This is a genomic window from Arthrobacter sp. yr096, from assembly GCF_900108925.1.
GTDB lineage: Bacteria > Actinomycetota > Actinomycetes > Actinomycetales > Micrococcaceae > Arthrobacter.
On the sequence record NZ_FNYI01000009.1, the window covers coordinates 43652 to 63209 of the forward strand.

13 protein-coding genes, 2 tRNA genes and 1 riboswitch are annotated in these 19558 nt (G+C 63.2%); of the genes, 6 read left to right on the forward strand and 9 right to left on the reverse strand.

Translation table 11 applies throughout. The features are described from left to right. Positions 1–141: 141 nt before the first annotated feature. From BMY91_RS19535 to BMY91_RS19565, 7 genes are all read right to left on the reverse strand, one after another. Complete coding sequence (locus tag BMY91_RS19535; RefSeq protein ID WP_090824963.1) at positions 142–981, reverse strand: aldo/keto reductase; 840 nt, start codon at positions 979–981, stop codon at positions 142–144. 135 nt (positions 982–1116) lie between these two features. Then, complete coding sequence (locus BMY91_RS19540; protein WP_090824965.1) at positions 1117–1557, reverse strand: hypothetical protein; 441 nt, start codon at positions 1555–1557, stop codon at positions 1117–1119. A gap of 8 nt (positions 1558–1565) precedes the next feature. Beyond that, entirely contained in the window at positions 1566–2321 is a 756-nt protein-coding gene (locus tag BMY91_RS19545) for a bacterial proteasome activator family protein (RefSeq protein ID WP_090824967.1), read from the reverse strand. 79 nt (positions 2322–2400) lie between these two features. Beyond that, on the reverse strand, positions 2401–2592 hold the full coding sequence (locus BMY91_RS19550; RefSeq protein ID WP_090824969.1) for a YbdD/YjiX family protein: 192 nt from the start codon (positions 2590–2592) through the stop codon (positions 2401–2403). Continuing rightward, positions 2589–4922, reverse strand: coding sequence for a carbon starvation CstA family protein (locus BMY91_RS19555; protein WP_256212840.1), 2334 nt, complete (start codon positions 4920–4922; stop codon positions 2589–2591). The genes BMY91_RS19550 and BMY91_RS19555 overlap by 4 nt, the downstream gene beginning before the upstream one ends. 141 nt (positions 4923–5063) lie before the next feature. Next, entirely contained in the window at positions 5064–5606 is a 543-nt protein-coding gene (locus tag BMY91_RS19560) for a PadR family transcriptional regulator (protein ID WP_090824971.1), read from the reverse strand. Positions 5607–5636: 30 nt separating this feature from the next. Further along, entirely contained in the window at positions 5637–6620 is a 984-nt protein-coding gene (locus BMY91_RS19565) for an NAD(P)H-quinone oxidoreductase (protein WP_090824973.1), read from the reverse strand. 101 nt (positions 6621–6721) lie between these two features. On the opposite strand from BMY91_RS19565, the gene BMY91_RS19570 reads away from it, so the two are divergent. The 4 genes from BMY91_RS19570 (at position 6722) to BMY91_RS19585 (ending at position 13170) form a co-directional block, all read left to right on the forward strand. Then, positions 6722–6812: transfer RNA gene (locus BMY91_RS19570), tRNA-Ser, on the forward strand. A gap of 189 nt (positions 6813–7001) precedes the next feature. Next, a complete protein-coding gene (locus tag BMY91_RS19575) occupies positions 7002–7787 on the forward strand; it encodes a VOC family protein (protein ID WP_090824975.1) in 786 nt (261 codons plus the stop codon). 226 nt (positions 7788–8013) lie between these two features. Continuing rightward, the gene (locus tag BMY91_RS19580; protein WP_177179967.1) at positions 8014–8457 is read left to right on the forward strand and encodes a septum formation family protein; all 444 of its coding nucleotides are present in this window, start codon (positions 8014–8016) and stop codon (positions 8455–8457) included. Positions 8458–8637: 180 nt separating this feature from the next. Continuing rightward, the gene (locus BMY91_RS19585; protein ID WP_090824979.1) at positions 8638–13170 is read left to right on the forward strand and encodes an ExeM/NucH family extracellular endonuclease; all 4533 of its coding nucleotides are present in this window, start codon (positions 8638–8640) and stop codon (positions 13168–13170) included. Positions 13171–13251: 81 nt separating this feature from the next. Here BMY91_RS19585 and cycA read toward each other — a convergent pair whose 3' ends face one another. Both cycA and BMY91_RS19595 read right to left on the reverse strand, forming a co-directional pair. Continuing rightward, complete coding sequence (gene cycA / locus BMY91_RS19590) at positions 13252–14718, reverse strand: D-serine/D-alanine/glycine transporter (RefSeq protein ID WP_090824981.1); 1467 nt, start codon at positions 14716–14718, stop codon at positions 13252–13254. 144 nt (positions 14719–14862) lie between these two features. Next, positions 14863–14961, reverse strand: a riboswitch (glycine riboswitch). Positions 14962–15035: 74 nt separating this feature from the next. Continuing rightward, the gene (locus BMY91_RS19595; protein WP_090825088.1) at positions 15036–16973 is read right to left on the reverse strand and encodes an FAD/NAD(P)-binding protein; all 1938 of its coding nucleotides are present in this window, start codon (positions 16971–16973) and stop codon (positions 15036–15038) included. A 60-nt stretch (positions 16974–17033) separates the two neighbouring features. Between BMY91_RS19595 and BMY91_RS19600 the strand changes: the two genes are divergently transcribed. Both BMY91_RS19600 and BMY91_RS19605 read left to right on the forward strand, forming a co-directional pair. Next, positions 17034–19265 (forward strand): prolyl oligopeptidase family serine peptidase, encoded by a 2232-nt coding sequence (locus BMY91_RS19600; protein ID WP_090824982.1) that lies wholly within the window; start codon positions 17034–17036, stop codon positions 19263–19265. A 189-nt stretch (positions 19266–19454) separates the two neighbouring features. Next, positions 19455–19542, forward strand: a tRNA-Ser gene (locus tag BMY91_RS19605). The last annotated feature ends 16 nt before the right edge of the window (positions 19543–19558 follow it).

Here is a 19558-nt window from a genome sequence, read left to right on the forward strand (position 1 = left end):
CGGAGGCAAGTGCCGGCGTCGGGCCTTGGGTTTCAGGCTTTAGGAGCCGGGCCTTAGGCGTCGGGCTTTAGGCGTCGGGCTTTAACGGCAGGTGCCCCGCACCCAAGGTGGGTACGGGGCACCGTGGCCACGCTTTCGGGATCAGGCGAAGTCGGAGACTGCCGGGTCCGGGCCGATGCGGCCTTCAGCGCCGCGGTCCAGGCCGTTGATGGCCTCGATGTCCGTGGCGTCCAGAGTGACGTTCAGGGCAGCAAAGTTCTCCTGAATGCGGGACTCGGTGACGGACTTGGGGATCACGACGTTACCGATGGCGAGGTGCCAGGCAATGACCACCTGGGCCGGCGTAGCACCGTGCTTGGCCGCGATCTCAGCCACGGTGGCGCTCTCCAGGAGCTCGCCGCCCTGGCCCAGCGGGGACCACGCCTGGGTCAGGATGCCCTTGGAGGCGTTGAACTCGCGCAACTCGGCCTGGTTGAAGAACGGGTGCAGTTCAACCTGGTTGATGGCCGGAACAACACCGGTCTCATCGATGATGTGCTGCAGGCCTTCCTTGGTGAAGTTGGAGACGCCGATGGACTTGACCCGGCCGCGCTTCTTGAGCTCGATGAGGGCCTTCCAGGTGTCCACGTACTTTTCCTGCTTGGGCTGCTGCCAGTGGATCAGGTACAGGTCCAGGGTCTCCACGCCAAGGTGGTCCAAGGACTTCTCGAAGGCTTCCAGAGTGGACTCGTAGCCCTGATCGGCATTCCACAGCTTGGTGGTGATGAAGATTTCCTCAGCGGACAGGCCGGAGGAGGCAATGGCTCGGCCTACGCCGGCCTCGTTGCCATAGATCTTGGCAGTATCGATGTGGCGGAACCCGGCTTCGAATGCCTGGCGCACCACCTTTTCGGCTACATCGTCTTCAACTTGCCACACCCCGTAGCCGAGCTGGGGGATGGTGTTGCCGTCGTTGAAAGTAAGTGTTGGTGACGAAGTCATGTCTGCCATCCTGCCAGCACAAACCCAGCAAAAGCGCGGAATGTTACGCAGATCAGCTATGCGCTTAACTTATTGCCCCTGAGGAATAAAGGCGCACGCCTGTAGTTGCGCACGCCTTGCATTGATGACTGCGTCCTAGCCGTTGAGCTGCCGCTCCGCGTCTTCAACCTGTTCGAAAACAGCTTCCGCCCGGCGGCGGACAGACAACGCGCCCACTGGGACCGGCCCCACGGCAAGCCGCAACATGGCCGCAGCTTCCGCCGTGGTGGCAAGAGAGTTTCCTGCTTTGGACAACGCCCTGTGCACCCCGGCAAGCGCCCCTGGAACATCCAGGCCATCGCTTGGGGAACGCTTTTGCGCCTCGACGCAGATGGTTCTGACCCGTGGCGACAGCTCGGCGAGTTCGTTGGCGATCTGCACCAGCTCGTTGTAGAGCTGGTCATCGTCAACGCCTTCAAGGACCTGGTGGTACCGGTCCAGCCCCCGGTGGAAACGGTCGTGGGCGCGACGCCACAGACCCTTGCCAAGTTCCAGATCGTCCCTGCGCCCTTGCCGGACGGCACCAAAGAAACCCACGTGCGGACTCAGAGGTACTGGCCCGGGCCGTGGTCGGGATCTTCCGTGCGGCCTTGCTGAGGCGCGCCTGGAGCGCCCGGCGCAGCTGCTCGCTGCGGCTGGCCGTTCTCACCAATGACGATCCCGGGCGCGATGACAGTTCCCGGCGGAAGCTGACGAAGTTGGAGCTGCGCGGCGGCATGTTCCTTGGCGGCCTGCTGGGCGGCGATTGCAGCCTGGATGCCGTGGAACAAGCCCTCCAGCCATCCCACCAACTGCGCCTGCGCAATGCGAAGCTCCGCATCGGAAGGCGCCTTGTCCTCAGGCAGGGGCAGGCTGATCCGTTCCAGCTCTTCAATGAGCTCCGGGGCCAAGCCGTCCTCAAGTTCCTTGATGGAACGCTCATGGATCTCGGCGAGACGTCCGCGGGCGGCGTCATCCAACGGCGCGGCCTTAACTTCTTCCAGCAGCTGACGGATCATGGTGCCGATCCGCATCACCTTGGCGGGCTCATCCACCAGCTCATGAAGGTTTGTTGCCTTGGGTTTGGAGTCCTTGCCGGACTTCCCCGGCCCGGAAGACTGGTCTGCGGCCGCCGGCCCCTCGTTCAGCGCGGTGCCGTTCAGCGCGGTGCCATCCAGCGTTGTGCCATCCAGCGTTGTGCCATCCAGCGCAGCGCCGTCCACAGTTGTGCCGTCCAGGGCGGCACCGTCCAGCGTGGTGCCCTCCACAGGGGTGTCGTCCGAAGCCTCATCCGTGGGCTGAATGTTGTTCAGATCGCTCATTCGTTCATACTCTCATGTGGTGTGCGCGAACCCCCGTCCGGAACCTGAATTTGGACTTCGTTCGTAGCGAAACTACACGTCAGCAGCATCGTCCCTGGGGGTTGTTGTCCTGCCGGTCCATCCGGTCCCGCCAGAACTCGCGTTCAGTCATGGCAGGACCGGCATGGCCCGTACAGGTGAAGTGCTCCAGGTACCGCTGGTATGCATCAGCGCCCATCAGCGAGCGCATGTAGGCAACGAACCCGCGAAGCCCCTGCGCTACGGTCTTCATGAGTGTTGGCCAGCCTTTTGGGTGCGTTTCTCCGCGGGCAGCGCCTTCCACTCTGCGAGCAGGGCCTTCTCGTCCGCTGTGGGGAACAGTCCGGCGGGCGCGAAGACCTTGGAGGCCACGGGCGGATCCTCGTTGTTCCTTCCGCCCCCGGCACGGATCGCCTTCATGGTTGCCACCACAGCCGTGATGATCACGATGATGCTCAGCGTTACGAAGATGACCGAGAGTACGCCCTGGATGGCAGTATTGCGGACTACCGCTTCCATGGCCGCCACCGTCTTGGCCGTCCCGAACTCCGTCTTGCCGTCAGCCAACGCCTTGGAGAACGCCTGGTTGTTGGCGAAGTAGCCCACTGCCGGGACGGGCGAGAAGATCTTGTGGAAGCTGGCGGTGATGGTCACCACTGCTACAAAAGCCAGCGGGAGTGCCACGATCCACAACCACTTGAACACTCCGCGCTTGGCGCAGATGGCCAGGCAAACGGCCAAGGCAATCGCCGCCAGGAGTTGGTTGGCAATGCCGAACAGCGGGAAGAGCGTGTTGATGCCACCCAGGGGATCGGTGACGCCCATCAGCAGCACCGCACCCCAGGCGCCCACCATGATGGCCGTACACAACCATGCTCCCGGCCGCCATGAGGCCTCCTTGAACTTGGGAACGAAGTTGCCGATGGAGTCTTGCAACATGAAACGGGCAACGCGTGTTCCTGCGTCCACGGCGGTGAGGATGAAAAGGGCTTCGAACATGATGGCGAAGTGGTACCAAAACGCCATCATGCCGGGCCCGCCGATGAACTGCTGCATGATGTGCGCCAAGCCAACTGCCAGTGTTGGGGCACCGCCGGAGCGGGAGATGATGCTTTCCTCGCCCACGTCCTTGGCGGTCTGGGCCAACACGTCAGGGGTGATGTTCACGTTGGCCAGGCCAAGGCTGTTCACCCATTGCGCCGCGGACTCCACAGTTCCGCCGGTGAGGGCCAGTGGCGCGTTCATGGCGAAGTAGATGCCGCGATCGATCGAGATGGCCGCCACGAGTGCCATGATGGCCACGAAGGATTCCATCAGCATTCCGCCGTAGCCAATGAAGCGGGTCTGCCTCTCCTTCTCGATCAGTTTGGGTGTGGTCCCCGATGAAATCAGCGCGTGGAATCCGGACAAGGCACCACAGGCAATAGTCACGAACAGGAAGGGGAACAGCGCACCGGAGAAGACCGGACCGTTCTCCCGGCCGGCGAACTCGCTGAAAGCAGGGACGTTGATCTCCGGACGCACCACGATGATGGCCAGGGCCAGCATCACGATCACGCCGATCTTCATGAACGTGGACAGGTAGTCGCGGGGCGCCAGGAGCAGCCACACGGGCAGGATTGCGGCGATGAAACCGTAGATGATGAGGCCCCAGGCGATAGTGACCTTGTCCAGGTGGAAGAACGCTGCACCCCACTCGGTTCCAGCAACGGCACCGCCACCAATGATGGCCGCCATGAGCAGCACGAAACCGATGATGGACACTTCCATCACCTTGCCCGGCCGGATGAAGCGCAGATACACGCCCATGAACAAGGCGATGGGAATGGTCATCCCCACAGAGAACACACCCCACGGGCTTTCGCCGAGCGCGTTAACCACCACCAGCGCCAGGATGGCCACGATGATGATCATGATCAGCAGGGTGGCTACCAGGGCCGCCGTGCCGCCAATGACACCGAGTTCCTCGCGCGCCATTTGACCCAACGAACGCCCGCCGCGGCGCATGGAGAAGAACATGACCAGATAGTCCTGCACCGCACCGGCAAGAACGACGCCGATAATGATCCAGATGGTGCCGGGCAGGTACCCCATCTGGGCCGCGATGACCGGTCCCACCAGCGGACCCGCGCCTGCAATCGCAGCGAAGTGGTGGCCGAACAGCACGTTGCGGTCCGTGCGGACGTAGTCCTTGCCGTCCGCTTTGTATTCAGCAGGAGTAGCGCGGCGGTCGTCCGGTTTGAGCAGATAACGCTCAATCACCTTGGAATAGAACCGGTAGCCAATCAGGTACGTGCACACTGCGGCGAAGACGAACCAGATCGCGTTCACGGTTTCACCACGAACCAAGGCGAGCATGAACCATGCCACGGCTCCCAACAGCGAGATTCCCACCCAAAGGCCGATCTTCGCCGGTGTCCACGTCCGTTCTCCGGCTTCGCGAACGGAGTCCTTCACCGCCGCTGCGGGCAGCGTGGAATCAAGCCTTTCCTCGGATTGCGCGGGGTCAAGATCTTGTTGATCAAGATCCAGTTGGTCAAGTTCTTCCTGGTCAAGTTCTTCTTGGTCAGGGGCTCTGCCCATGTCTCCTCCTTGAGAACTGCTGCCCTTGGGGCACTGAACATTCAGGGAGGACGCTACAAGGAGGTCAAAAAACAGTGGCGCGGACCACGCCGGATGCCCGGGTCCGTGCGGTAAGCGGTGGCTCTGGTGCGGTGGGCGCGGTTAGCCCACTCCCCCGTTGCCTTGTCCTTGCACCATGCGCGCTTCGCAAAGATCCAACCAACGCACTTCCGCTTCGGCTTGGAAAATCAGTGAATCCAGCACCAGGAGCCAGGCTGTGTCGGCAGAACGCTGGTTGGCAGAGACGGCCTTTCGAGCCTGTGTGTGCTCCTGCAGGGCCTTGACTGACACCTCTCGCTGGGACTGGATCACGGCTGAGGTATCCACGCCCGGAAGCGTCACTGCGAGCGCCAGCTTGATGGCAATCTCGTTCCGTGGCGGGTTGCCACGGTCCACCGCCCCCGTGAACCAGGCCACCACTTCCTGGGCCCCGGCGTCAGTGATGCTGTAGATGACGTGCCCACCGCCGTCGTCGCCGTCTTTGCTGACCAGGCCGTCGCGCTCCAGGCGGTCCAGCGTGGTGTAGACCTGCCCGATGTTAAGCGGCCACGCGGCACCCGTGCGGTCCTCGAATTCAACGCGCAGCTCATAGCCGTACCGCGGCTGGTCCTGAAGCAGGGCCAGCAGGCTGTGCCGTATGGACATATGGCTCCTCGCTGCGGTTGGTCGGACGGATCAGAGGAGCAGCAGGACCTTGCCCACGTGCTCACCGGAATCAAAGTACTGGTGCGCTTCCCGGACCTGGTCCAGCGGGAAGGACTTGGCCACCAACGGCCTGATCCTTCCGTCGGTAATCATGGGCCACACCGACTCGCGCACGGCGGACATGATGATGCCTTTCTCGGAGACCGGCCGCGGCCTCAGGGCGGTGCCGATGACTGCAGCGCGTTTGCTGAGGAGTTGGCCAAGGTTGATCTCAGCCTTGGTGCCGCCCTGCAGGCCGATGATGATCAGCCGGCCGTAGTCGGCAAGGGCGTCAACGTTCTGTTCAAGATACTTGGCACCCACGACGTCGAGGATCACGTCCGCGCCTTTGCCTCCGTTGTGGGCTTTGAGGCTTTCGACGAAGTCCTCGTCGGTGTAGTTGATGGCGATGTCGGCGCCGAGGAAGGCCTTGGCGGTACCGACTTTTTCGTCAGTACCGGCTGTGGTGGCCACTGTGGCGCCGTACGCCTTGGCCAACTGGATGGCCATGGTGCCGATGCCGCCGGTTGCCCCGTGAATGAGCACCGTCTCTCCGGGTTGCAGCTGCGCCGTCATGATGAGGTTTGAGTACACCGTGGCCGCAACTTCGGGCAGGGACGCAGCTGTGATCAGGTCCACGCCGTCGGGAACCCTCAGTACTTGCTCCGCGGGGACTGCCACCTGCTGGGCGTAGCCACCGCCGGACAACAATGCCACCACTTTGTCTCCCACGGAGAAGGCTTTGGTGACGCCTGGACCAAAGGCCGCAATGCGGCCGGAAACCTCCAGGCCTGGTACTTCCGATGCGCCCGGGGGTGGCGGGTAGAACCCCCTCCGCTGCTGGACGTCCGCACGGTTCAACCCCGCAGCCACGACGTCGATCAGCACCTCGCCTTCGCCGGGCACTGGAGAAGGGACCTCGCGGATTTCGAGGACTTCGGGCCCGCCTGGCTCTGAGATGTAGACGGCTTTCATGACGAACTCCCGGTTTCTTGCTTGTCTTCCAGACCCGGGGCAGGGGCTGGAAGACGTGATGTTTTGGAACAGCCAACTCCCTATGAAACACTACTAGGCGAGGAAGGTTGTCCGAGCGGCCTAAGGAGCTGGTCTTGAAAACCAGTGTGCGGTAACCCCGTACCAAGGGTTCAAATCCCTTACCTTCCGCCAAAGAGATGCCCCGGGTTCCAGGACCCGGGGCATTTTTGTGTCCGCAGACCGCGCCCCTCCGCGGAACTGAGAACTGACACCCGGAAGATCATTGAAAGTGTCAGACCCCCCGCATAGTGTTCTGTCTGTCTCCACACCACTGACATCAGCCGTGGCTTTCACCGCGGAACAACCACAGGAGCCTGACCTATGCCCACGCCTGAAATCACCCCCGGCGCACCGTGCTGGATTGATCTGATGACGTCCGATACTGAGAAGGCCAAGGCTTTCTACACTGCACTATTCGGGTGGACGTACCAGACCGGGGACGAGGAAAAGTACGGCGGTTACATCACCGCCTCCAAGGATGGCCGGATGGTTGCCGGCATCATGGCGAAGCAGGCTGACATGGGTGCCATGCCGGATATCTGGTCCACCTACCTGCGCACGGACGATATCCAGGCGACCACTGCGGCAGCTGCCGCCAACGGCGGCCAGGTTTACCTGGAGCCCATGGAGGTTCCCGAGCAAGGCAGCATGGCAATGTACGGCGACTCCTCCGGGGCCTCCATCGGCGCCTGGCAGTTTGGTGACATGAAGGGCTTCGAAGTCGCCGCTGAACCCGGCGCACCCGCGTGGCACGAACTTCTTTCCAAGGACTATGAGTCTGCCGTCGGCTTTTATCAGAAGGTCTTCGGCTGGAACACGGACGTCATGAGCGACACTCCGGAATTCCGCTACACCACTCTGGGCGCGGGCGACGACGCCAAAGCCGGCATTATGGATGCCTCCGGTTTCCTGCCCGAGCAAGTGCCATCCATGTGGAGCGTCTACTTCGCGGTAGAGGACACGGACGCAACCGTGGAGCAAGCCACAGCGTTGGGCGCAACTGTTATGCAGCCAGCAGAGGACACACCGTTCGGGCGCCTGGCCACTCTGTCGGATCCCACTGGCGCAGTCTTCAAGGTGATCCAGGACTTGGGCCAGACGGCTTAGACTTTCACGAATCCGGGTCACGTCCGGCCGCCTCCCACCCAGGGGCGGCCGCACGGATCCGCTCGTTGCCGGCGTTGGGGGATCTGCCGGCGGCGGCTCCTGTCCGGTCCCTCGTTGTTGATCACAGGACCGGCTCTTCGTCCGGCTTACTGTGGTCCTTCTGGGAATGAGGACCAGAATGCTCCACCTTTCAAAAAGCTTGAGGGCTGCCGCTGCGCTGTGCTGTGTGTCCATTGCACTGGCGGGTTGCTCCCTCATCAGCAGTGGCGATGCCAAACGTGACGAATCCGGCAAGCCCACAGAGTCTTCAGTGGCGGACGTCTTCAAGGTGAAAATCGGCGACTGCATTGCGCAACCGAAGGGTGAGCAATTCCGCAACGTGTCCGTCATTCCGTGCGATCAGGGCCACGATCTCGAAGCATTTGCCACCAAGGACCTGGAGGATTCGTCGTACCCCGGCGACTCCGCCCTGGTGACCCGATCCGAGGAATACTGTGTGGCCGAGTTCGCCACGTTCGTGGGCAAAGCCTTCGATGAATCCGTGCTGGAAATGATGTATTTCCATCCCTCCCGGGAAACGTGGTCGGCCGGGGACCGCGAGATCGTTTGCCTTGCGGGAGGGACTTCCGGCGCCTCCATCACCGGAACACTTAAGGGCGCGGCCAGGTAGCCCCGGCCTTGCCGGAACCCTGCGGCCACCACCGGTCCACCTCCCATTCATTCCATCGTGTTCAGCTATGCCCCAGCTACAGGTTTACACCGGAGTAACTTCCGGAACAGCGTCCACTTCACAAGAGAGTGGGCGTCGTCCACAGGGCCCCACAGGGCTCCCTAATGAAAGTTAGAGCGGATGCACCAACAACACTGGAAACTATTAGCGGGAACAGTCCTGTCAGCCGGGTTGCTCGCAGCCCCGCTGACAGCTGTTCCGGCCATGGCGGCGGACCAGCCCGCCACGCTGGCAGGCACCTCGCCGGTGGTGATCAACGAGGCCTACCTCAGCGGTGGCAGCAGCGGCGCCGCCTTCAAGAACAAGTTCGTGGAGCTGTACAACTCCTCGGACGCGCCGGTCAGCCTGGCCGGATGGTCTTTGCAGTACCGCTCCGGTACGGCTACCGCGGCCCCCACCGGCATCACGCCCCTGAACGGAAGCATCCCCGCCAAGGGCTACTTCCTTGTTCAAGGGGCCACCAACAGCGGAACCTCCACTGCGCCGGCGCTGCCGACACCCGATGTCCAGGCAACCGGCACACTGAACCCCAGCGGCACCACCGGCACCCTCATCCTGGCCAAACAGGGCACGGCGGTTTCGCCGCTCCCTGCAGGTTCAGTAACGGGCAACGCTGCCATCGCCGACCTCCTGGGATACGGCACCTCCAACACGTTTGAGACGGCCGTTGCCACGGCACCGACGGGCAACGCGGACGTGAAAAGCCTCAACCGCACCAACGGCGCAGACACAGACTCCAACGCCGCCGACTTCAGTCTCAGCGCCACCATCACCCCCACACCGTCCGGCGGCGTAACCCCGCCCATCGATCCTGAGCCGGAGCCCGGCGTCAAGGCCATCGCCGAAATCCAGGGAACCGGTACGGCCAGCCCGTTCGTCGGAAGTACCGTGACAACACGCGGCAAGGTCACTGCCGTCTACGCAACCGGCGGCTTCAACGGTTACTACATCCAGACCCCCGGAAGCGGCGGCGATACCTCCGGGGCGGCCAGGACGGCGTCGGACGCTGTGTTCGTCTATTCACCCACGACGTCGGGAACGGTCCAGCCAGGCGACTATGTGGAACTCACCGGTGCTGTCAGCGAGTTCGCCAACCAAACGCAGCTCACTGTCGAGGCTGCCGGGTTCAAGAAGCTCACCGAGGCCGCGCCCGAGGTCAAGTCCACCCCGTTCACTTTGCCGGCCAACGAGGCCGCACGTGAAAGCCTCGAAGGCATGCTCGTTGCGCCTCAGGGTGACTTCACGGTCACGGACAACTACTCCCTGAACCAGTACGGTGAGATCGGTCTGGCGGCCGGTACCTCGCCTTTGGTTCAGCCGACGGCGGTAGCCTCCTACGGCTCGCCGGAGTACGCCGCGGTGGTTGCTGACAACGCGCTGCGCGGGATCAAGCTCGACGACGGCGCCTCCACGAACTTCCTCAAGGACGCCACCACCAAAGCCCAGCAGTTGCCCTATCTGACACAGTCGGACCCCGTTCGCGTGGGCTCGCCCGCGACGTTCCGGACCGATGTCATCCTGGGCTACGGCAACAACTCGTGGAAGTTCCAGCCCCTCACGGCGCTGAGCCCCAGCAACGCTGAAACTGTCCAGCCCGCACGCTTCACCGCTTCCCGGCCAGAGGGTCCCGCTGACGTTGGGGGCAGTCTCAAGCTGGCTTCCTTCAACGTGCTGAATTACTTCCCCACCACCGGCGACCAACTGGCCGGGTGCGTCTTCTACACCGATCGCGACGGCAACCCGATTACGGTCAAGGAGGGCTGCAACGCCCGCGGCGCTGCCAACGCAGAGAATTTTGAGCGCCAGCAGAGCAAGATCGTGGCCGCCATCACCAAGTCCGGCGCCGACGTCGTTTCCCTTGAGGAGATCGAGAACTCGGCCCAGTTCGGGAAGAACCGCGACGACGCCTTGTCCAAGCTGGTGGAAGCACTCAACGTCAAGACGCCTGGTGTTTGGGACTACGTGCGGACCCCCGCAAACGCTCCCCCGTTGAGCGATGAAGACATGATCCGTACGGCGTTCATCTACAAGAAGGCTGTGGCCGAGCCCGTGGGCGAGTCCATCATCCACAACGACACCGTGGCTTTCGCAAGTGCCCGCAAGCCGCTGGCCCAGGTTTTCAAGCCGGTGGGCGGGAACGATGACAAGAAGTTCATCGCGATCGTGAACCACTTCAAGTCCAAGGGCTCCGCTGCAACACCGGATGACACGGACAAGGGTCAGGGCGCCTCGAACATTGCCCGCACCAAGCAGACCGAATCGCTGCTGGCCTTCTCCAAGGACCTTCAAGCTTCGAAGGGAACGGACAAGGTCTTCCTGATCGGTGACTTCAACGCCTACTCCAAGGAAGATCCCATCAACGTCCTCACGGGCGCCGGCTACACGGACCTGGAAGTGGGTACCGGCAAGCACTCTTACCTGTTTGGTGGCATGGTGGGTTCCCTGGACCACATCCTGGCCTCACCCGCAGCCCACAAAGTGGTGACCGGAACCGACATCTGGAACATCAACTCCGTGGAGTCCGTGGCGCTGGAATACAGCAGGTATAACAACAATGTGACCAACTACTATGCCGCGGACGAGTTCCGTGCCAGCGACCACGATCCCGTGGTGGTGGGCTTGAACCTGGCTCCCGACGCACCGGCCACTGTTGACCTGCAGTTCCTGGGCATCAACGACTTCCATGGCCGGATCGACTCCAACACGGTGCTCTTCGCGGGCACCGTGGAGAAGCTCCGTGCGGCCGCCGCCCCTGGCGCTACCGCTTTCATCTCCGCCGGCGACAACATCGGCGCTTCGCTGTTCGCATCCTCCGTGGCGAAGGACCAGCCCACCATTGACGTCCTGAACGCGCTGGAACTGAAGGCCTCCGCTGTGGGCAACCACGAGTTCGACGGCGGCTGGGCGGACCTGCGGGATCGCGTTGTTGCCGGCGGGAGCAACGCGAAGTTCGCCTACCTGGGTGCCAACGTTTACCAGAAGGGCACCACCACTCCTGTCCTGCCTGAGTACAAGGTCCTGGACATGAACGGCATGCGGGTAGCCGTGATCGGTACCGTCACCCAGGAAGTTCCGTCATTGGTAACCCCGGCCGGAATTACCGACCTTGAGTTCGGCGATCCTGTGGAGGCCATCAACCGGGTGGCCGCGAAGATCAAGGCTGAAAACCTGGCCGACCTCATCATTGTGGAAAACCACGACGGCGCCGCTTCCGGCACCCCCGAGGGTGCCACGTTGGAGCAGGAAGTCGCTGCCGGTGGGCCGTTCGCAAAGCTCGTCAACCAAACCACTCCTGACGTCGCCGCGATCTTCACCGGGCACACCCATAAGGAGTACGCCTGGGACGCCCCGATTCTTGATGCCATCGGCCAGCCCACCGGCAAGACCCGGCCCATCGTCCAGACCGGCAACTATGGCGAGAACGTGGGCAGCGTGACCCTTACGGTGGACACGGCAAGCAAAACAGTGACTGCCTACAAGGCCGCCGTGGTGGACCGGACCACCGAGACCGCCGAAAGCCTTGTTGCTGCCTACCCGCGGGTGGCGGCAGTGAAGACGATCGTGGACAGGGCCCTCGCACAGGCTGCAGAGATCGGCAACCAGCCGGTGGGTGCAGTGACGGCTGATATCACTACAGCCTTTACCCCGGACCCCGCCGGCGGCGCCCCCAAGCGGGACGACCGCGCGAGCGAGTCCACCCTGGGCAACCTCGTGGCGGACTCTCTGGTTGACACGCTCAAGGCGCCTGAACTGGGAGCGGCGGAGATCGGCGTCGTCAACCCCGGCGGCCTTCGCAACGAGCTCTACTACGCACCGGACGGGACTATCACGTACGCCGAGGCCAACGCGGTCCTGCCGTTCGTGAACAACCTCTGGACCACGTCCCTGACGGGCGCGCAGGTCAAGACGCTCTTGGAGCAGCAGTGGCAGACCAACCCGGACGGCACCGTTCCCAGCCGCCCGTACCAGCAACTGGGGCTATCCAAGAACGTCAACTACACCTACGACGCCGCACGCCCGTCGGGTGACCGGATCACCGGCATCTGGGTCAACGGTGCAGTGATTGATCCAGCCAGGCAGTACAGGATCGGCACCTTCAGCTTCCTTGCTACCGGCGGTGACAACTTCCGGGTCTTCAAAGAAGGCAGCAACACCAAGGACACCGGCCTGGTGGACCGCGACGCGTGGATCAAGTACCTGCAGGCGCACAAGCCCGTGTCCCCGGACTTCGCGCGCCGTTCCGTTGCCGTGGCCAACTCCACGGCGGCTGAGGTCAAGCCCGGAGAGTCCATCACGCTGGCCGTCTCCAAGCTCAACCTGACCTCCATCGGAAGCCCGGTAAACGCATCGCTCAATGCCGTCTTCGTAGACAGCAAGGGCGCGGCTGTTGCACTGGGTTCCGTCCCGGTCACAGCTGGTGCGGCCACGGTGAACCTCAAGGTTCCCGCAGCGGCCTCTGCAGGCACGGGCACCCTGGTGCTGACCGCCGTCGAATCCGGGACGGTGGTGAAGGCCCTGGTGAAGGTGGCTGAAAGCGGCCCGAACCCGCCGCAGTGCACTCCCCCGGTGAAGCCGTCCAAGTGGTACGACATCGTGGGCTGGCTGCGGTACGCCTTCGCATGGTTGGAGTACCAGAAATGCTTGAGGGGCTAATTAGCCTCACTGTGACATAACAGGGCAGGGCCCCTCACGATGTTCCTTCGTGAGGGGCCCTGCTTGTGCTGTGGGGAACAGTTACTTGTTCGCGGGTTCCGGCTCCCGGACCCTGTCGGCGTCACGCTTGAGCTCCGCTTGGAAGGCGGCGTACCGCGCCAGGTGCGCCGGACGGCGGCGGAGGATCAGCCAGGCGACTCCAAGGATCACGAACCACACTGGCGTAGCCAGGAGCGCCGTCAACGTGTCCGGTTGGGTGGTCAGCGCCCAGAGCACGAAGGCAAAGAACGCGAACACCACCCACACCATCACCACGCCACCGGGCATCTTGAACGCCGAAGAATCATGCAGGTGCGGGCGACGCTTCCGGAAAGCCAGATAGCTGGCCAGGATGATCGACCACACGAAGACGAAGCACACAGCAGACACCGTGGTCACCATGTCGAAGGCCTTGCCGACGTCCTGGCCGGCATACATGAGGACGACGCCGGACAGCAACAGCACGCAGGACAGGAACAGGGCATTGCGGGGTACTTTGCGTCCGGAGAGGGCGCCGAACACCTTGGGAGCGTCGCCTTCCTGGGCGAGTCCGAACACCATGCGGGACGTGGAGTAAATCCCCGAGTTGGCCGACGACATGGCGGACGTCAGCACCACCAGGTTGACGATGGTTGCTGCCGCCCCCAGGCCGGCCAGCGAGAACATGGCGATGAAGGGGCTGTGTCCGGCAGCGAACTGGGTCCAAGGGGTGACCGACATCAGGATGATGAGGGCACCTACGTAGAAGAGGAGCACGCGGATGGGAATCGAGTTGATGGCCTTGGGCAGGTTCTTCTCCGGATCCTTGGCCTCGGCAGCGGTGGTGCCCACCAGTTCGATGCCCACGAAGGCGAAGACGGCAATCTGGAAGCCGGCAACAAAGCCCATGAACTCGTTGGGGAAGAAACCGCCATGGCTCCACAGGTTGGTGAAGCTGGCCGGTCCGGCCTCGGACTGGAAGCCGCTGAAAATCATGAACAGGCCAACGATGATGAGCGCCGCGATGGCCACGATCTTGATGAGGGCAAACCAGAACTCGGTCTCCCCGAATGCTTTCACCGTGGCCAGGTTCAGGAGCAGAAGGATGCCGATGGTGATCAGGCCCGGCACCCACAGCGGCAGCGAGGGCCACAGTTCCTGCGAGTAGCCGGCGATCGCAATGACGTCCGCGATGCCAGTAATCACCCAGCAGAACCAATACGTCCAGCCGGTGAAGAAGCCGGCCCAAGGACCCAGGAGGTCTGCCGCGAAGTCGCTGAAGGACTTGTAGTTCAGGTTGGACAACAGCAGTTCGCCCATGGCACGCATGACGAAGAACAGCATGAAGCCGATGATCATGTACACGAAAATGACGGAGGGTCCGGCCGCGGAAATGGTCTTGCCGGAACCCATGAAGAGGCCTGTTCCAATTGCTCCGCCGATGGCGATGAGCTGGATGTGGCGGTTGCTGAGCTGACGCTCAAGATGCGGTGAATCGTTACCAGTGGAAGGTGGGCGCTGAATCGTCAAAGGAACTCCATCGTTCAGGCGGCACAGGGTGCCACAAGATTCGGGTTCCTCCCCGCTCTGTAGATGGACCTGAGAGTTTCCGCAGGCATGGACCTGCTTGCACCTTCGGTGAGCCCGGCGTTCCGGGCTGCTTTCCAGAGTTGCCTCGTCGCGGCGGTACATGGGCCTGAGAGATTCCTGGGGAGGATTTGCTCCTACGGCGCCTGAAGGGATGTACCGGCAGGACTCTCCCGCCGCGGATCAAAAGCGCGCACCACCTACGGGGTGATGCAGCTCACACAGTAACGAAGGCGGGGCAGGTCCGCAACCCCGTGGAGCTACCGCGCCAGAATGCTACGGGCAATCTCATCAGCATCGCGGAGGGTCCGCTGTCCGCTGGCGTAGGCTGGCCCGGTGCGGGGTTTCGCTTCCGCAGCAATGGCTGTTCCCCACTGCGAGGCGGACAACTGAAGACCCAGAACGTACATTCTTTCGGTGACCGATCCGTTGGCCGCCAAGGGCCGGTACGGGTGCGGTTCAACATCCAGACCAGTGGTCTGCATCGGCGTGCCCTCGGCACCCATCATGATCTTGGTTCGCACCAGCCCGTCCGCCATGAGCTGCTCCAGCAACGGCGAGAGGTTGATGCCCACGCGGTTGGCGGGAGACATCGCCTCAATCAAAGTCCGGGCTTCAACGGGCGCATCATCCACCCACGGCGAAACGGCCCGGAACACCTTGGCGCCCCGGTCCACACTGAATTTCGGGTCCGGTCCAACAAAACTTACGACGCCGGCACGAGCCAAAGCGGCCAGCTGTTCCGAACGCAGCGCAGGCGCCCCGCTGGCCAGACCTTCGACGAAGGATTCGAACCAGCCGCGCAGCCCTGCCAGCCACGATTCGTCGGTGATACCACCGTCAGCCACCACGGATTTGAGGATTGCCCGGCCGGTATGGAGGGCACCAATGGCCATCTTGACGGGGTCCGCTTCGCCCAAAGCCGATCGCCGCGCATCATCATCCAGGTACGCCGTGATGGCCGCATCCAGCTCACGCCGGGATGCGAAGGACCGGCCGGCCAGCGGCGCGGCAAGGCCACGGAGATTCAGCCGGCGGGAGGCGACGACGTGCTTTTCAACAAGGTCTCCCACATCGCTTTCCCATTTCGCGGTGGTATGCGCATGTGGTTGGAGGGCGTCCTCCAGATCCGCAAGGAACTGCGCCGGGTCCTTGATGGCCGCGGGTTGGGACCGGGCCAGGGTGGAATAGTAGGCCCACAGCGCGTCGCGGTGCAGGAGGGGCCAGAGGTCGTGATCGAAGCCGGGTTGGATTCCGGCCGCCCGGAACCGGTCCACGGCGTCCTCGGTCAAGTAACGCATGGTGATGCTGCTGGGGTAGTAGCCTGCCAGCCCTGCCTTGGCCCGGTAGGGCGTGCCACGGCGGGAGGCAGCGATAATCCTGGGCTCCCGACCCGACGCCCGGTACTCCAGGACACCTGCCCCCGGCGAGCCTGCCTCAACGAACTTTCCGCCGCGACCTTCCGTGAGTTGGCCCATGACGTCGAAGAAATTCAAACCCATGCCCCGGACCAGCACGGGCTCATTGTCCGGCACACCCTGCCAGTTCACGTCCGCCGGTGGCGCCGGAGGGAAATACAGCAAACCCTGCTCATCGGCCGCCCTCTTAAAGGACCGCTGCTCGGGATTCAACCGCGACTCGATGTGGCCCAGCGCCAGGACCACGGAACCGACGGTGAGCGTCGCGCCGCTGGCGAGTTCGACGTCGAACCCGTCCGCAGCGGGACGCGCAGCAACGGCGAGCGTCCGGTGGAAGGCGACCTCGACGCCATCGGGCAGCCGTTCCAGCAACCCTTCCAGGGTTTGGCGCAAGTAGCGGCCGTAGAGCGCACGGCTGGGGAAGTTATCTGACTCGAGCGTCGCCAGCTCTGCCTTTTCGGCGTCGTTGAGTCCCACGCCATCACGACGCCGGGCCTCGCGCCATTGATCGAACGAACCACCCGCCAGCGGCGGTGCGAGCCTGGGGTCCTCGGGGATAAGCGTCGGGTAAAACGACTGAGTGTTCATCAAATAGAGGCGTGACTGCTCCGGCTGCCACACGTGGCCTGAACCCGCCGGGTAAGGGTCCACGACGTCAATACGCAGCGTGCTGCCTTCAACGCGCTCCGCCGCCCAATTCGCGAGCAACCGCTCAAGGACGCTGGTGCCCCGAGGGCCTGCCCCCAGCAGGGCAACACGGTTGGTTTGGGATGTAGCCACGCTCAAGCCTAACTTCTGCGTGACTTGCTTACCGTTGAACACTGTTGCTTGGATGGGGCCATGACCACCACAGAAGCTGATCAGACGCCCCTTCGCCGGAATGACACCGCGACGGCCTCCGGGCCGCGCCACGCAGCGGACGTCGCGCCCGAACCCACGGATGAAAACGTATGGCTCGAAGACATCCACGGCGAGGAACAGCTGGCGTGGGTCCGCGAACAGAACGCGCGCACCGAGGATTTGCTGCAGGATGCCGAGTACGAGGCCGTCGAGGCCGGCATCCTGGAGGTCCTCGATTCAACTGACCGCATCGCCATGGTCAACAAGCGCGGAGACTACTACTACAACTTCTGGAAGGACCAGGACCACCCCAAAGGGCTCTGGCGCCGGACTTCGTGGGACAGCTATCTCTCCGACGAACCCGTCTGGGACGTGCTGCTGGACATCGATGAACTCGCCGCCGCCGAAGGTGTTGAATGGGTTTTCCACGGCGCAGGATTCCTCCGCCCTTCGGACGGCAACGAATACCGCCTCGCCATGGTTTCGCTCTCCCCCGACGGCGGCGACGCTGACCGCCACCGCGAGTTCGACGTCGAATCCCGCACCTTTGTGGACGGCGGCTTCGACCTTCCCACTGCAAAGGGCAACGTCAGCTGGCTCGACGCCGACACCCTGCTGGTGTCCAGCACTGCCGAAGGTCTGCCCGCCACCAGCTCCTCCTACGCACGGACGGGCGTGAAGCTTCGCCGCGGCCAATCCCTTGCCGACGCTGAACGGCTCTTCGAAATCCCCGAGGACCACATGCTGGCCATGGTGGCCCACGATTCGACGCCCGGATTCGAGCGTACTTTCGCTGTTGATTACATCGACTTCTACAACCGGAGCACCTGGCTGCTCCGCGAGGATTCGTGGGTGGCCATCGACGTTCCCACGGACGTGAACATCAGCGCCCACCGTGACTGGCTGCTGTTCCGTCCGCAGAAGGACTGGGAAGTTGACGGCGTTGTCCACCCTGCAGGCTCCTTGCTGGCCGCCGGCTTCGACTCTTACCTGGCCGGGACCAGGTCATTGCTGGTGCTGTTTGCCCCCGACGCCCACACCTCCCTGCAGTCCTGGAGCTGGACCAAGGACTACCTGCTGCTGAACCTCCTCCGGGATGTGTCCTCCGAGATCCGGGTGCTGGATCCGTCCGTTCCCGATCCTGACGGCGGATGGGCATCTACCGTGCTGGACGCCTGCCCTCCCTTGCACGACGTCAATGCGTACGCCGTGGACGACGAGGACCTGGGCCCTGCCGGCAACGACTTCTGGCTGGTCGCAACCGGTTTCACCACGCCCACCACCCTGACACGGGGAACGTTGGGCCGCGATCCGGATGAGCAGTCCAGCGGCGTGGCCAGCCAGCACGCAGTGGTGAAGCGATCGCCGTCGTTCTTCAACGAAGCCGGGTACGAGGTCCAACAGCACTTCGCCGTCTCTGCTGACGGCACCAAGGTTCCGTACTTCCAAGTGGCATCCAAGGATCTGGTTCTTGACGGCCAGAACCCCACCCAGCTCTCCGGATACGGGGGCTTCGAAATCTCCCGCACGCCCGCTTACAGCGGGTCGGTAGGACGGGCCTGGCTGGAACGCCGCACTCTGGGCGCCGCGTCCGACGACGGCACAGAGTCACACTCACGAGGTGGCGTCTACGTTGTGGCCAACATCCGCGGCGGCGGCGAATACGGCCCGGCCTGGCACCGCGCCGCCCTGCAGGAAAACCGGCACCGCGCCTACGAGGACTTCGCTGCGGTGGCCAAGGACCTGATCTCCCGTGGAGTGACCAGCCGACGCCGGTTGGGCTGCGTAGGCGGCTCCAACGGCGGCCTCCTGGTGGGCAACATGCTCACCCAGTACCCCGAGCTCTTCGGCGCTGTTTCCTGCGGGGTACCCCTCCTGGACATGCGCCGCTACATCAGGCTTTCCGCAGGGTATTCGTGGATTGCCGAATACGGTGACCCCGATGTTCCTTCCCAGTGGGAGTTCATCAGCACCTTCTCGCCGTACCACCTGCTCCACGACGGCGTGGATTATCCGGAGACCTTCATCTGGACTGCCACGTCCGATGACCGTGTGGGACCCGTCCAGGCACGCAAGATGGCGGCCCGCATGCAGGCCATGGGCATCCGCAACGTCTGGTTCCACGAGGCCCTTGAGGGCGGACATGCCGGAGCATCGGACAACAGGCAGGCCGCCGCACTGCAGGCCAGGAGCAACCACTTCCTGTGGCGTTCACTGGCCGGGAGCAACTGACAGGTTCTGCTGGGCTCCGGTTTGTCCCGGGCTCCGAATTCTCCCGGGCTCCGATTCGATGGTTCCCTGCGTGGACGCCCGTGCGAACGGCTCATCCCGCAGCGAAGCATCGAAATGGGCGGGAGAATAGCTGCGTTTTGCGCTGGGCCGTAGGTTCTGCGTATCCTTGGTGGGCTAGCAATAGCAATTGGAGACGTGCCAGAGCGGCCGAATGGGCTTCACTGCTAATGAAGTGTGGGGCACAACTCCACCGGGGGTTCAAATCCCCCCGTCTCCGCGAATTGGTCCCGGTT

Coding starts and splice junctions, on each gene's coding strand:
- BMY91_RS19535 (WP_090824963.1), bottom strand. CDS start 981: ATGACTTCGTCACCAACACTTACTTTCAACGACGGCAACACCATCCCC.
- BMY91_RS19545 (WP_090824967.1), bottom strand. CDS start 2,321: ATGAGCGATCTGAACAACATTCAGCCCACGGATGAGGCTTCGGACGAC.
- BMY91_RS19550 (WP_090824969.1), bottom strand. CDS start 2,592: ATGAAGACCGTAGCGCAGGGGCTTCGCGGGTTCGTTGCCTACATGCGC.
- BMY91_RS19555 (WP_256212840.1), bottom strand. CDS start 4,922: ATGGGCAGAGCCCCTGACCAAGAAGAACTTGACCAGGAAGAACTTGAC.
- BMY91_RS19560 (WP_090824971.1), bottom strand. CDS start 5,606: ATGTCCATACGGCACAGCCTGCTGGCCCTGCTTCAGGACCAGCCGCGG.
- BMY91_RS19565 (WP_090824973.1), bottom strand. CDS start 6,620: ATGAAAGCCGTCTACATCTCAGAGCCAGGCGGGCCCGAAGTCCTCGAA.
- BMY91_RS19575 (WP_090824975.1), top strand. CDS start 7,002: ATGCCCACGCCTGAAATCACCCCCGGCGCACCGTGCTGGATTGATCTG.
- BMY91_RS19585 (WP_090824979.1), top strand. CDS start 8,638: ATGCACCAACAACACTGGAAACTATTAGCGGGAACAGTCCTGTCAGCC.
- BMY91_RS19600 (WP_090824982.1), top strand. CDS start 17,034: ATGACCACCACAGAAGCTGATCAGACGCCCCTTCGCCGGAATGACACC.